The following is a 15795-nucleotide window of genomic DNA, read 5'->3' as shown; positions in this document are numbered from 1 at the left end:
GAAAAGGGGGAGAAGAGATGGCTGAAATAAATGTACAAAAGTCTTCATTTTTTAAAGAAAAAAAAGAAGAACCAAATACAGATTTCTCTCTTGTGAAAGGTGCATTAACAGAAAATATAAATCGTTTAGAGAAACTGATGAATAATAGCGGTTCAAAATATATACGAGTGAAAAAAACAAAAGAAAATGCATAGTGCATTTTCTTTTGTTTTTTATTTAGCATTTAACTTTTCTTTTACTTTTGCAGGTAAGTCAGCTTCCTGAACCTCTTCATATGACTTCACTTCAATTGATGATATTTCATTTTTACTCTTATCATCTTGATCTACATAAAGACATAAAAATGCATTTTCATTTAATTTATGTTCGTTTGATGCTTTCTTACTTCTAAATGTAATTTGTTTTTTTACTCCGTCTTCGTCATAAGCAGGCAGTGTGTAGTTTCTTAAGTTTTTACCTTCAACTTTTTCGATAGTTCCTTCGCCTTGTATCTGTACGTAATATACATCTTTACCAATGCGATTTAATGATGCTCTTTCACATCCAATAGTAAAACTAGAAAATAATAAACATAGTGTAATAATCGCTAAAAACCTTTTCATTTTCTTTATCTCCTTCAATTTGTTTCTTTACACAGTATACGGCTATTATGAAATGAGAAAAATCGATTTAGATTACAACCCCCTTACAATGTTGTAAGAGTGTTGTCCATAAAATGAACAATATATTAAAAAGTTAAAAGAAAGGTAAAATAATGAATCATGGTATAATGATAAAAGACTTACATATTATTTTGTCATTTTGAGAGGAGCTTAAAAATGTATTCTACTTTAGAACAATTAACAAAGCACCCTGTATTTTATCATTTTGCAGAAATTTCAAAGATTCCTAGAGGATCGGGTAATGAAAAAGAAATTAGTGATTATTTAGTGGGCTTTGCAAAAGAGCGTAACTTAGAAGTGATTCAAGATGAAGCAATGAATGTCATTATTAAAAAAGACGCAACTGCTGGCTATGAAAATGTACCAGCTATTATCATTCAAGGTCATATGGATATGGTATGTGAAAAAAATCAAGCAACCGTACATGATTTTGAAAAAGATCCAATTGAATTACGAATCATTGGGGACATGTTATATGCAAATCAAACGACTTTAGGTGCTGATAATGGTATTGCAGTTGCGTATGCATTAGCTCTATTAGATGCAAAAGACATTCCGCATCCAGCACTTGAAGTAGTTATTACTACTGAAGAAGAAACGACAATGGGCGGAGCTTTCGCTGTTGATGCAAATCACTTTGAAGGAAAGATTTTTATAAATATCGATTCTGAAGAAGATCATAAATTACTTGTAAGTAGCGCAGGTGGTGCGAAAGCTGTAGAAACAATTCCAGTAATATGGGATGAAGCGCCAGTGAATACGGATGCATACCGTCTATATGTTGGTGGTTTAAAAGGCGGACATTCTGGTATGGAAATTGATAAACAACGTGGTAATGCGAACAAAGTATTAGGACGAGTATTACGTGATTTATTAGCAAATATTCAATTTGAAATAAGTGAAGTTCACGGCGGATTAAAAACAAATGCAATTCCGCGTGAAAGTGTAGCTACAATTGTATTACGTACAGAAGATGTAGAGAAAGTGGAAGAAAAACTAGAATCTTGGACAAGAGTATTACAAGAAGAAATGCGTGCTGTTGATCCAGATGTTCATGTTACACTTACAAAATTGGATGAAAAAGTAGAAAAAGTATTTGCTAAAGAGACACAAAAGCAACTTATTTCATCATTATTCTTAATTCCAAACGGCATTCAAAGTATGAGCTTGGATATTAAAGGTCTAGTAGAAAGTTCAACAAATTTAGGCGTTATTGAAACGTTGCAAGATGAAATTAAATTACGTAACGAAGTGAGAAGTTCTGTAAGTAGTTTAAAACGACATGTTGCAGATGAGATTAAATGTATCGCCGAGTTAGTTGGTGCAACATTTGAAATAGAGTCAGAGTATCCAGAATGGCCATACAATCCGAACTCACAAATTCGTAATTTGTTTGAAAAAGTGCATCAAGAAAAATATAATAAAGAGATTGAAATCTTTGCAGTGCATGCAGGTATTGAATGTAGTGCATTCGTTCAAAAGATGCCTGAATTAGATGCAATTTCATTCGGTCCAGATATATTCAATGTTCACACTCCAGATGAACATATTAGTATTTCTTCTGTTGTGAATAACTGGGGGTTCTTCATTGATGTAATGAAAGGTACGAAGGAATTGGCTAAATAATAGTAATGAAATGAAAAGTAGCCTATAAAACTTTATAGGCTACTTTTTGTATAGCGTTTTATTAGAAATTCATTTTTACGTTAGTATTTAATTCTTGCTTTTATTTCTAGAGGATATTGTACCAAAGGCTGCTCCAGTTATTGCTCCGATTAAAGTCATAAAAATTGCACCCCATGCTGCAAATGACATCTTTACACCTCCAAATAATCAATTATTGTTTCTTAGACTTTTGAATAGAAATGCTAATTGCAACAACTATTAAGAAAATAAGAGGAGACCAAGAATAGAAAGACATGTAATATTCTCCTTCCAATACTAATTTTAAATATTTTTATAAACAAATTATCGCATTTTTAAAGAGTGAACAAATAAAATATGCACTATTGCATATTTTATTTGTAGAACTTAAAGAACTCGAAATAGTTATTGAATAAAAATGCAAATTTATAAAGAGAGTAAGCATTTTTTTAACCTTAAAAAGGGCAAATAATCAAAAAGCTCCTCTATCTTATATAAGGTAGAGGAGCTTTTAAAATGGTTTTTGTCCAATAAAAATAGTATCAAATATTTTTTGATGAGATTTAATTATTTTGAGATTTTAAAGCTGCCTCCATAATAATAATTTTCTCCAAGTTTCATAACAGCTACATATGTTCCAGGATTATAAGCCTTAGTAATAGGTGTTACAAATCTACCATAATTATGTTTCAAACCCGAGTCATAAATGGTTTTATATCTATGCAAGTTTATTTCATCATTTTCATTTCCACTCAATTGATATATTTTTACAATACCAGTATCTTTACCACCAGTAAATATAGTAACATCGAATGTATCTCCATGTTTTAAGTCACCAACTGCTAACTCTTCTATAAAATCTGCATTATGATGTAATAAAAAATAGCTTTGCCACTGCCAATTATCTAAAAATCGTGATTCTTTTTGTGTAAGTTGAGATTCAGCAGACACAGGTGGGAGTGTAGCAATTGTATTCGAAAATAAAAATCCTCCAACAGTTAATGCACCAATAATTGTTGATTGCCTTAAAATTTTCATGTTCTAAACCTCCTATTTACTTAAGGATTCAGAAATCGTTTTTGTGAAAAACTAGCTGTGAAATCTAATGGATGATAATATCTTCTATAATCATATTAACATGTATTGATTTATCAGACAAATTAAAATGTAATAGGACTATATCGAGGAAGTTACGGCTAATACAGGAAAGAAGTTAGATGTATAGTTAAGAAATCTTTATCATATGTAATTGGGATTTGTTATTTGAAAACTCGATTGTTTTAATGTTAAATTTCAATTCACACTCTAAGTTTCAGTACATAATTTTACAATTTGACTTATGTAATTTATCACGTCATGATTTTTTTATTATAAAAGAAAGGCTTGAATATAATGATTCATCGTTTGAGAAAGCTAAAAAATGTAGCAGTCGTATTAAGCTTCTAAGTAAATTACAAAGATCTACAATACTTAGAAGCGAGGAATAAAGTTATGAAGCATCCATTATATAATCATTGGTCAGAAACGAAGTATTTAAAAGATATAGTAACAAATCCACTCATTGAGGTAGGAGAGTACTCCTATTATTCAGGTTATTATGGTCATCAAAATTTTGAAGATGGCTGTGTAAGGTATTTGTGGGGAGATGCTAAGTCCCGAACACTTTTCAATCCAATTGAACAGATGGGATGGCATCTTGATAAACTCATTATTGGGAATTATGTTTGTATTGCTAGTGGAGTAGTCATTTTAATGGGCGGTAATCATAATCATCACGCAGAATGGATTACAGTATATCCATTCGCTGAGCAAATTGAACATTCATATGAACCGAAGGGTGATACAGTCATTAAAAGTGATGCTTGGATTGGAATGAATGCTATTATTATGCCTGGCGTTACAATCGGTGAAGGTGCAATCGTTGCAGCAGGATCTGTCGTAAGTAAAGATGTTCCGCCGTATACAATAGTTGGTGGAAATCCTGCTAAGGAAATAAAGAAGCGGTTCACTGATACAGAAATGAATCTGCTGATGGAAATGCGTTGGTTTGATTGGAATAGAGAATTAGTTGAGAAGGCAATGCCTATATTATCTAGCTCATCTATTAAACTATTATATGATTTTTATAAAAAGGAAGTAAAAAATAGATAGGTCTGTGAAATAAACTACATTCTATATAGGATGTAGTTTTTTATTATAAAAAATTAATAGTCTAGACTAAGGAAAATTCATCTCTAGTATGAGTATAGCGAATAGCTGAATTAAATAATTAAAATCCTTGATAGCTAATAAACGAATGTTTAGCTGCCAGTGTGCCCCGATATTTAATCAGGACACACTGGTTTTATTTTTTGTAAATACGGAACAAATGTATTACTTATATTGTCTATTAAGTGTAATCCTAAAAAATATGAAAGTGCGAATCATTTTGAAAAATACAAAGGTGTTAAAAGTGTGGGTACTAAGTGTCAGTCTGTCTAAAAGGGTGGGATGAGATGTTCTATATGAAAGTGGTCCTAATGTCTTATATTTAGAATTTGATAACGTTGTCTATTTTTTGAAGGATTATGTTAAAATAACGTTTTTTTTGAGTACAAAGATATTGGAGGTAACAGAAGTGAAAGATATGTTTTGCAAGAGATTTATTGTAATAATAACAGTGCTTACACTATTTTGTAGCATAGTTGTTACATCTGGAAGAGCGACAGCGGAAACAGTTCCTGCCATAGACGTAGAAGCAGGATCAGCAATTTTAGTAGAAGCAAATTCCGGAAAAATTTTATATGAAAAAAATGCAGATGAATTATTAGCAATTGCTAGTATGTCAAAAATGATGAGTGAATATTTAGTTCATGAAGCGGTGGAGAAAGGAAAACTTAAATGGGATCAAAAAGTTAAAATCTCTGAATATGCATATAAGATTTCGCAAGATCGATCATTATCAAACGTTCCGTTAGAAAATGGTGGCTCTTATACGGTCAAAGAGTTATATGAGGCAATGGCAATTTACTCTGCAAACGGTGCGACAATTGCTTTAGCTGAAGAGATTGCTGGAAAAGAAGTCAATTTCGTAAAAATGATGGATGATAAGTCAAAAGAGTTTGGAATGAAAAATTATAAATTTGTAAACTCTACAGGTTTAACAAACCAAGATTTAAAAGGACATCACCCAGAAGGGACAACTCCAGACGAGAAAAATAAAATGTCTGCAAAAGATTGTGCAATTTTAGCGCAACGTCTTATTCAAGATTTCCCGAAAATATTAGATACAGCAAAAATCCCTAAAAAAACATTCCAACAGGGTGGTAAGTATCCAATTGATATGGTGAACTTTAATTCGATGTTAAAAGGTCTAATTAAGGAATACGAAGGTGTAGATGGTTTGAAAACAGGAACTACTCCAGAAGCCGGTGATTGTTTCACTGGTACAGTAGAAAGAAACGGTATGCGTCTAATATCTGTAGTGATAAAAGCAAACTCTCATACAGCACGTTTTGATGAAACAAAGAAATTATATGATTATGGATTTGCGAATTTCAAAGTGAAGAAGCTCTATGAAAAAGATTCAGTAGTAAACGGGCATGAAACAGTGAGAGTAGCAAATGCAAAAGACAAAGATGTAGTAGTTCAAACGAAGCAAGCTATTTCACTTCCAATGCTAAAGAGCAACAAAGACGTATATAAAGAGGAATTTAAAGTATTGAATGAAGAACAAGAAGCACCTATTAAAAAAGGTGTAACAATTAGTAAAATGATTATCTCGCCTAAAGATAGTACAGATCCTGGGTTCTTATCAGGTAAATCATTACAAGTAGACCTTGTAACAAAATCTGATATAGAACAAGCGAATTGGTTTACACGTTTTATGCGTAACATAGGATCTTTTTTTAGCGGTATGTGGGATAGTACGGTTGATATAGTAAAAAGCTAATTTTATAGGATACAACTAAATATTAGTCTGAAACAAAACGTTTCAAAGTATTATAGATTCTTATGTGGATAGTTTGGAATGAAAGATTGTATTACTTTTCAAATTTGGTCCTTCGGAACTTTTTGTATTTCTATCAAGCTAAAATAAATTTGTATCCATATACCCCAAAAACGCTATTCTTTTTGTAGAAATATACAGAAAGGATGGCGTTTATTATGAATCTTTCGATTTAAAGGATTTTGGTGCAAGGTTAGTTTAATAAAGTTACATGATGAAAAACCACCCATTATTCCATCAAATGACAATAAAAAAATAATATCCGGTAAGTATTACTGTAATTAGATTTTATCCCGCATTAACGGGCAGTAAGACCCCCACTGATTAAAGTTTCACTTTATAAAAATTTAATAAAATCTTTTCTTTGTATTAAATATTTTGTTTTAAATTATGTATATAAAGAAGTGGAGGTCAAATTAACTTTGTACTGCTTATATTAGGAATTTAAATAAACAATATGTACAATTCTCCCACTACATTTGCATAGTGACCTTTATGAAAAGCAAAATCTACAATTTACAAGGAGAACATTTTATGAGTAAGAGAATAAAAGAATTAGATTCCATACGAGGGTTAGCGGCACTTACTGTGGTATTTGGACATTTTTGTTTAATGCTACCATCGTTGCCTAATTCTATTAAATTTTCCCCGCTTAGGTTTTTATGGGCGGGTGGGGAAGCTGTTATCGTTTTTTATGTACTAAGTGGTTTTGTGTTATCTATGGCACTTTATCATTCAAAAACAAATTATTGGGGATATTTAATTAAGAGATTTGTAAGAATCTATATTCCTTATTATTTTTGGATAATCGTTACCTTTGTTTTATTTATTTTATTTTCGCCATATGAAGTGGTAGGACTACGGGATTGGTTCTATGATAGGTGGCAAGGGTCTATAACAAAATTAGATATTATAAACCACTTTGTGCTTCTTAATAACTTTTTTACGGAAAATTATAATCCAGTTATTTGGTCATTGGCTCAAGAAATGCGTATATCTATTGTGTTTCCTTTGTTATTCCTTCTTTTTTATAAACTGAATTGGAAGAAAACGATACTATTTGCTTTGAGCTTTTCTTTAATTAGTGTTTTTCTTAATATGTTGCATATTGGGAAAGCTGAAGGATTTTATAATGGTTATGCCGATACACTGCATTTTACATCTATGTTTATGGTTGGAATGTTACTTTTTAAGCATCAGGAAAAACTTATCTACTCATATAGGAATATGAAAAAATTTAAAAAAGGATTTCTTATTGCCTTAGGAATTATTCTATATTTATATTCCATTTTAATTTATGGTTTTTCCCGTAATGATACTACTTTCTTATTAAAAGATTGGGGTGTCGTAATGGGGATTAGTATATTTATTATAATGGTTATGAGTAACCTAAAAGTAAAAATACTTTTAAATAAGAGTGTGTTTGTATACTTAGGAGAAATTTCATACAGTATCTATTTGTGTCATTTTCCAATCATGATGGTACTATTTAAACTTTTGTATACAAAGATACCTATCTTTTTCCTTCTTACTTTGTGCATTACAATGACACTACTTTTTTCTATAGTTTCGTATCATTTAATCGAAAAGAAATGTATCAACTGGGCAAAACAAAGAACTTCAAATTTTTTGAAAAAAGTATAATACCTAGAGGGATTATATCCCGCTATTTGCCGGACAGTAAGATCCCTCACTTCAAAATTCAGCGAGAGCAAAGAAGTTAGGTGGGAAATTAACTGTCCGTAAAAGCCCAATTGGTTCAACTAATAATCAGTGAGGGATGAAGAAAACCTCTACTGATTAAAGTTTAACTTCATTTCTTTAGTAAATATATGAATATGACCGATTCCTAAGTATACTTAGGAATCGGTCAATTTTGGATTCTAAATGTAAATATAATAAAGTGGAATATAATTGAAATCAAAAACATTTAGAAAGAACAATTACATTGTGAGCTAATGTATAGTATAGATATGAATAATAAAAAGGGGGAATAGATATGTGGAAGCGATTTGTATCGATTGGTGATAGTTTTACAGAGGGCATAGGGGATGAAGTTGAGGGAATAGAATTAAAAAGCTGGATAGATCATTTTGTTCAACTCTGTGTAAACGATATAGAATATGCTAATTTTGCAAAGCGTGGGTTAGTAACTAAAGAAATTCGCTCACAGCAATTGGAAAAGGCATTAACGTTTAATCCAGATTTGGTTAGTATAATTGCAGGTGCAAACGATGTTTTAAAAGGACGTTGGGATCATCAAGCATATAAGAACGATATGGAATTTATGATAGATACATTAAGTAAAACAGATGCTGATATTATTATTGCAAGCCTTCCAGATTTTACAGTTCGGCTTCCTTTTTCTTCTGAAAAAAAACAAGTGTTAAAAGAACAATTATTAGAGGCAAATGAAATTATACTTTCATTGAGTAGAGAGTATAAGCTTCATCATGTTGATTTTTGGAATCATCATTTAGTAAATGATAATACGCTTTGGTCTACGGATTTGATTCATCCAAACTCAAAAGGATATGTAAAAGTTGCTGAATTGATTTTTAGTAGTTTGCCTGTACAGAAGACAAAATAATTGTTTGCAATTTAACAAATATGATATTAATTGTATTAAGCTATGTTTTTTAATAAATGGAAAGAACTAAAAATTTAGCAAATAAAGTGTATCTACGATATATTTCTACAGTAGTGCACAAATGCAGTATCACAAGAAAAGATCACCTACGGAAATAGGTGATCTTTAAACATTCTTATACCTAAATTAATATATTATATTACTAAATAAATTCGTACTACATAAAAATTAAGTCCTTTTATAGAAAAACTGATGTTACATTACCTTAAAATATATTCATAACAATATTATATAATAACATAGTCAAATCATATTTTGGGGATTTATCCCGATTGCGTATAATGTGTAATTTTTTTGAAGCAGTAATGTCCAATAAGTTAAATAGGTAGTAAATGTAAAAAAATCAATACTATATATTATTCAATCTTTGTTATGAGTGCATTAGTAATTGTTAGTATTATATTTTTAATATCTATTTTAGTTATTGAGATTAATTTGAATAGAAAATATGTAGGATAGGGAAAGGTACATATACTTTATTGTATATGTACCTTTTTATTTAGTAGGATTTATAGTCTCTATAAACTATTATGTTAATAAAATTAAAAAACTTAATTCTTAATATTCTTATGGTTAAAGCTATCTATAAAATGAAAATATAACTAAATAATAGTTTGTTATAATTTGTGGATTTGGTTTTTTATCCGAATTTTCTGATTCAAATATTTCAACTTTATGAATATAGTAGGTGAAATATTTGTGTGATAGTATTTGAGATAGAAAAAAGCCAACTTTAAAAAGGATGTGAATTGAATGTGCAACAACTGTAAATGGTTATATTAAGTTAATGTTTAACTGTTTTTAGTTTAAGGTAAAGGTCTATTTTGTAACAGTTGATATAAAGACAAAGAAATAGATGCACTCGAATTTATCTGACTATTTAAAATACGCTAAACCTTGAGATTAGTCTAGGTTTTGACAAAGTTAAATTCTAGGTGAAATCTTTATAATGATTAATTAGGTTTAATAAAGGGGTAACTTATACGCAAAGGTGTTTATATTAGTAACCTAAGGAGCTTGCTTTTATGAAAACTATTGATTCAAAAGGCCTATTAGGAAATAGGGTTTATTTACAAGTTTTCTCTGCCTATTCATTGCTTATGCTTGGTGTTTTTATTGATATGTTAGCGATTATGACTATAGTTGGGTTTGAATGGCAAGTAGATCCTACTATGATTGGATTGATTCCTGTTGCATATGCACTTCCAGGAATTATTTTTGGCTCATGGGCGGGTGTTATTGCAGATCGTTTTAGAAAAATTCCAATTATGATGTTCTGTAATCTAATGGTTGGTCTAATAACGATTGCTCTTTTATTTGTACAAGATATCCACTGGCTCTTAGTGACATTAATGATTCGTTCCATTTTTATTGTTTTCTATTATCCTGCACAGCAAACACTAACAAGACAGATTGTCTCCCCGGATTTGCTTACTAAAGCAGTAAGTATCAACGGAATAGTAGAGCAGGGTACCAAGATAGTAGGCCCACTTATAGGGGGCATGTTGCTGAGCTGGTTTCAACCAGAGTTCTGCCTCATTATAAGAGCTATAAGTTGTTTATTAGCTACCTTAGTTCTGATACCCACAATAAAATTTAAAGAAACTATATCGAAAGAATTTGTTGAAAAGCAAAAACAAAGTACCTGGACCGCTTGGGTACAAGGGTGGGGTTATGTGTTATCTAATCGGATAATATTATCAACTATGATTTTTGTTACAATAGCCATGGCAGTATTACAATTAGTAGACTCACAATTCCCAACTTTATTTAAGAGCTTATTCCCACATGATAAAAGTAAAATGGGATATATCATTTCTATTATTGGTCTTGGCGGAATACTTGGTGCATTACTAACTCAGAAATTAAAACAATTTCAATATGGCTGGGTAGTATGTGGAGGTATGGTTTTAATGGGAATTGGTTTTGGGGGGATTGGTTTGATAACGCCCGGTACGGTCTTCGTTTTGGCCTATTTAATTAGTTTTATCGCTGGTATTGGAAGTGGGCTGATGCTTGTATCTAATCAAGTCATTTTACAAATAGAATCGGATCAAGATCAAGTAGGAAGAGTATTTGGTATTCAAAGCAGTTTAACAAACGCAGTTTTAATTATTTCTCCTGCTATGAGTGGCCCATTAGTGCATTTGTTCGGAGTAACTCAACTTTATGTTTATGGAGGGATTGGGCTTGTTATCATTGGAGTAATTGGAGTTTCACTGCAGAAATATTTATGGGCTAAACATAAACACGAACCTATAAGAGCAAATAATTTTTGAAGGGAAGATTTTTATGACCAATGAGGAATGTTATCCATTAAGCCATCCGCAGCGAAGAATATGGTATACAGAAGTTATTCATTCTGATAAAGGAATATGTAATTTAAGATTTTTATTTAAACTTCATCGAAAAATGAATTATTCAAAATTAAACCAAGTTGTGAATCGCGTCATTAGTGAAAATGACGGTCTGTGCATTAGGTTAAAAGAAAATGGGCATCAGGAACCGAAACAATATTTTATTAAACATGAAGAACAAGAATTTGAGTTTTTTGATTTCAGTAATGTGGAGAATACAAATTTGCTTGAGGAATGGATTGAGCAGAAAACAAAAGAAACGTTTACATTATTTAATTCAAATTTATACTATTTCGCTTTAATAAAATTAAACGATAATGAATGTGCAGTCTTTGGAAATGTTCATCATATTATTATGGATGGTTTATCAATTCAAATATTTACTGAGCAGATTGCAAAATATTATTATGAAATGTATAACGAGAATGAGGAAGGCGAAAGTGAAAATTCATATGTTCAATTTCTGACTAATGAACAAACATACTTGAATAGTAGTCGCTTTCAAAAAGATCAAAAATTCTGGTTAGAGGAATTTAAAACACTGCCATCTGTGACCGGATTGAAGCCTTATAATACGTACCAAGTTAGCACCAAAGCATCACGTGAGACATTTATATTAACGGAGTATTTGAAGAGAAAGATAGAAAAATTTTCTGAAGATTACAAAAATAGTTTATACACTTTTTTTGTTGCTGCTTTCTCGTTGTCCATGTATCGGTGGACCTCATCGCTTGATATTGGTTTAGGAATGGCTTACGGCAATCGTATGACTAAAATGGAGCGAAAATTGATTGGAATGATGGTGAGTACAGTTCCTTTAAGAATGGATATTGATCCAGAAGAAGAAGTACTTTCATTTATTAGTAGGGTGTCCAGAAAACAAAGCAAATTATTGAGACACCAGAAATATCCATTTGATTTGTTATTAAAGCAGATTAATAAAGAGAATAACAGTAATGTGAGACTTTTCGGAACTACGATTGATTATAGGGATCGTGATGAAAGTGGTGACTCACTATGGATTCCAAACCATGAAGAGGTGCAAGATTTTGCAGTGCATATTGAAAATCTAATTGATATTGACTCTTTACATGTACATATTGATTATCGTGAGGAGTTATTTTCTAAGGAAGAGATAAAACGGTTTTTTAACGTGATGTTAGCGATAATGGAAAACACTTTTGAAAAACCAAAGCAGAAGGTAGCTGAAATCGAAATCATTTCTGATGAAGATAAAAGAAAAAGTTTAGTTGAGTTCAACAATCCTAAGCTGGATTTCCCATCTCAAGTAACTATTCATGAATTGTTCGAACAGCAAGCGTTGAACTATCCACGCGATATTGCAGTTACGTATGGAAAAGAAAAAGTTACTTATAGGGAGCTTAATGAACGCGCAAATCAGTTAGCTCATTATTTGCAGAAAAAGGGAGTAAGACCTGATACTTTAGTTGGACTGTGCGTTGAACGTTCCCTCGAAATGATTGTAGGTATTTTAGGGATTTTGAAGGCTGGTGGGGCTTATGTTCCACTTGATTCAACATATCCAGAGCAGCGACTTCAATATATTTTAGAAGATGCTAGCATTCAGTTATTCGTAACGCAAGAAAGTTTAAAAGAATTGAAATGGTTACCAGAAAATGTTGAGTCGATTTGCCTGGATCGTGATCAAGATGAGATTGGGAAAGAAAGTAAGACTTTACCGGTTTCTGATGTCAGTTCCCGAAATTTAGCATACGTGATCTATACTTCGGGATCAACGGGGAATCCAAAGGGTGTTATGATAGAGCATCACAATGTCATTCGGTTATTTAAATCAACGGATTGTTGGTATCAGTTTAATGAAAAAGACACTTGGACGCTTTTTCATTCTTATGCATTTGATTTCTCAGTATGGGAAATTTGGGGAGCATTATTATATGGTGGAAAATTAGTTGTTGTTCCGTACTGGATTAGTCGATCACCTAAGGATTTTTATCAATTATTGGTGGAGGAAGAAGTCACAGTTCTAAATCAGACACCTTCCGCATTTCGACAATTAATACAAATGTGTGAACAAGAAGATAAGAATAAAAATTTGCAGCTGCGTTATGTCATATTTGGCGGAGAAGCATTAGAACCTACTAGCTTGTTACCGTGGTTTCAAAGGTATGGAGAGAAAAAACCACAGTTAATTAATATGTATGGAATTACAGAAACTACCGTTCATGTTACATATTATCCAATTACTCTAGATGATGTGCAGCATGCTTCAAGAAGTAATATTGGCAAGCGGATTCCCGATTTAGAAGTGTATATACTAGACACTTATCAACAACCTGTTCCTATAGGTGTTGATGGTGAACTTTATATTGGTGGGGCAGGATTAGCACGTGGGTATTTAAATAGACCTGAATTAACAGCAGAGCGTTTTATATCTCATCCATTTAGTAGTGATCCGAAAGCAAAATTATACCGGACAGGAGACTTAGCGAGGTATTTGCCAGATGGAAATCTGGATTATCGTGGAAGAATTGATCATCAGGTTAAAATACGTGGTTTCCGAATTGAGATTGGGGAGATTGAGTCTACTTTACATACATATGCATCTGTAAAAGAGGCAGTTGTAATTGTAAGAGAAGATCAGCCAGGCGATAAAAGATTAGTAGCATATGTTGTAGGAGATGGAAATGTAGATGCGTGGAGAGAGTATCTTAAAGCGAAACTACCAAGTTATATGGTTCCTTCGGGATTTGTGGTGATGGAAGCTATTCCACTTACAGCTAACGGTAAAGTTGATCGTGAGGCCTTACCTATGCCGGAGGAAAAGCAGATTAATAGTGAATCTGTTGGCCCTCGGAATAGTAACGAACAGATACTGACTACCATTTGGAAGCAAGTATTAGGTGTTAAAAAGGTGGGAATCTATGATAATTTCTTTGAAATTGGTGGCGACTCGATTCTCAGTATTCAAATCATATCTCAAGCAAGTCAAGTGGGGTTAAAACTTACTCCAAAGCAAATGTTTGAATGCCCAACTATCGCTGAGCTGGCACAAGTGGCTATAAAAACGCAGGGAGTACAAGCGGAGCAGGGAATTGTGATAGGTGATGTGTCTCTTACTCCAATTCAGTGTTGGTTCTTCGAGCAAGAACATCCACATCTGGAGCATTGGAATCAATCAATGCTATTAAGAGTAAAAGAAAGATTGGATGTGAAGTTACTAGAGGGAGCGATATTAAATTTACTCAAACATCATGATGCTTTACGTTTCCGGTACAAACAGTTACCAAACGGAACGTGGAGGCAGAGAAATGAAGGGACTGATGAGCTGTCAGTACTCCATGTTGTAAAACGGAATCAAGTTAATGAAAAAGAGTGGAATACAATAATACAAGAAGAGATGAACATTAATCAAGCTAGTTTCAATCTAGTTACTGGTCCGTTAATGAGAGTAGTGTACTTTGAGGATAACTTGACTGGAAATGATCGAATATTCTGGGTGATTCATCATTTAGTAGTAGATGGAGTATCATGGAGGATTCTATTGGAAGATTTACAGACGGTATATAACCAGATGAAACAAGGTCAAGAAGTTCGCTTACCTGCGAAAAGTACTTCTTTTAAAGAATGGTCTGAACGACTCCAGACGTACAGTGATTCGGGTATTTCGAAAGAAGTACAAGATTATTGGAATGAACAAGTAGAAAAAGAAACGATGAAAATTCCAATGGACTATCCAATACAAAAAACAACAGAAGAATCGATTGATCAAGTGACAGGGACTTTAGGAATAGAAGAAACACATGAATTGTTACACGAAGTTCCAGTAACTCATAAGACAAGGATTGATGAGGTACTATTAACGGCATTAGGACAAGCTATCGTCGATTGTACAAATCAGCAAACGGTTTCTATTCATCTAGAAGGACACGGAAGAGAAGAGGTAATTGAAGGTATTGATTTATCAAGGACAGTGGGCTGGTTCACGAGTATTTATCCCGTTCATCTCAATTTTCAAGGAACTCAAACACCTATTGAAGGGTTAAAGGCTGTCAAAGAACAATTGCGTCGAATTCCGAATCGTGGAGTTGACTATGGTATTTTACGTTACTTGAATAAAGGATTACTTCCGTTTTATCAGCAAAAGCCTTCAATAAGTTTTAACTATTTGGGCCAATTTGATCAGGTTTTCTCAAGGGAATCTTTGTTTATGCAAGAGACAGGATTTACATTTTTAGATCATGCTCCAGATTCCAAACCATCTCATCTAATTGATGTTATTGGAATGGTGAAAGATGAAAAGTTACATTTTGTTTGGTTGTATAGTAGAGAACAGTTTTCTAAATTAAAAATTCAATTGATAGCAGATGGTATGTTGAGGCACCTTCGTCAACTTATAAATAAACCGACAACAGAGTCTGCTTTTACGGTATCAGATTTTGCTGATGCAGAGGATCTTACGGAAGAAAGCTTGAGCAAAGTATTACTTAAATTAACAAAGAAGAGGGTGTAAAA

The 15795-nt window shown here is 32.4% G+C and carries 10 protein-coding genes; 8 read left to right on the top strand and 2 right to left on the bottom strand.

From position 1 onward, the window contains the following. The first annotated feature begins 17 nt into the window (after positions 1-17). Positions 18-194 (top strand): stage II sporulation protein SB, encoded by a 177-nt coding sequence (spoIISB, locus tag JDS99_RS07540; protein WP_046959435.1) that lies wholly within the window; start codon positions 18-20, stop codon positions 192-194. Between the two features lie 18 nt (positions 195-212). Here spoIISB and JDS99_RS07535 read toward each other — a convergent pair whose 3' ends face one another. After that, positions 213-602 (bottom strand): YxeA family protein, encoded by a 390-nt coding sequence (locus JDS99_RS07535; RefSeq protein WP_060488821.1) that lies wholly within the window; start codon positions 600-602, stop codon positions 213-215. Between the two features lie 216 nt (positions 603-818). On the opposite strand from JDS99_RS07535, the gene pepD reads away from it, so the two are divergent. Beyond that, positions 819-2288 carry a beta-Ala-His dipeptidase gene (gene pepD / locus JDS99_RS07530; protein WP_199694861.1) on the top strand — a complete coding sequence of 490 codons (1470 nt, stop codon included), beginning with the start codon at positions 819-821 and terminating at the stop codon, positions 2286-2288. A gap of 585 nt (positions 2289-2873) precedes the next feature. Here the strand turns inward: pepD and JDS99_RS07525 are convergent. Then, positions 2874-3344, bottom strand: coding sequence for a DUF5065 family protein (locus JDS99_RS07525; protein WP_199694860.1), 471 nt, complete (start codon positions 3342-3344; stop codon positions 2874-2876). A 453-nt stretch (positions 3345-3797) separates the two neighbouring features. On the opposite strand from JDS99_RS07525, the gene JDS99_RS07520 reads away from it, so the two are divergent. The 6 genes from JDS99_RS07520 to JDS99_RS07495 all read left to right on the top strand — a co-directional run bounded on the left by JDS99_RS07520 (position 3798) and on the right by JDS99_RS07495 (position 15793). Continuing rightward, the gene (locus JDS99_RS07520; RefSeq protein WP_088609780.1) at positions 3798-4457 is read left to right on the top strand and encodes a CatB-related O-acetyltransferase; all 660 of its coding nucleotides are present in this window, start codon (positions 3798-3800) and stop codon (positions 4455-4457) included. A gap of 466 nt (positions 4458-4923) precedes the next feature. Beyond that, positions 4924-6237: a D-alanyl-D-alanine carboxypeptidase family protein gene (locus JDS99_RS07515; protein WP_345943221.1), complete on the top strand. Its 1314-nt coding sequence runs from the start codon at positions 4924-4926 to the stop codon at positions 6235-6237. Between the two features lie 552 nt (positions 6238-6789). After that, a complete protein-coding gene (locus tag JDS99_RS07510) occupies positions 6790-7938 on the top strand; it encodes an acyltransferase family protein (RefSeq protein ID WP_199694859.1) in 1149 nt (382 codons plus the stop codon). A 355-nt stretch (positions 7939-8293) separates the two neighbouring features. Then, positions 8294-8884: an SGNH/GDSL hydrolase family protein gene (locus JDS99_RS07505; protein WP_199694858.1), complete on the top strand. Its 591-nt coding sequence runs from the start codon at positions 8294-8296 to the stop codon at positions 8882-8884. Positions 8885-9969: 1085 nt separating this feature from the next. Further along, positions 9970-11223 carry an MFS transporter gene (locus tag JDS99_RS07500; RefSeq protein WP_199694857.1) on the top strand — a complete coding sequence of 418 codons (1254 nt, stop codon included), beginning with the start codon at positions 9970-9972 and terminating at the stop codon, positions 11221-11223. A gap of 13 nt (positions 11224-11236) precedes the next feature. Continuing rightward, positions 11237-15793: a non-ribosomal peptide synthetase gene (locus JDS99_RS07495; RefSeq protein ID WP_199694856.1), complete on the top strand. Its 4557-nt coding sequence runs from the start codon at positions 11237-11239 to the stop codon at positions 15791-15793. The last annotated feature ends 2 nt before the right edge of the window (positions 15794-15795 follow it).

It is taken from the genome of Bacillus cereus group sp. N6, assembly GCF_016483705.1.
Lineage (GTDB): Bacteria > Bacillota > Bacilli > Bacillales > Bacillaceae_G > Bacillus_A > Bacillus_A wiedmannii.
This window is presented reverse-complemented; position numbering and strand designations above follow the sequence as displayed.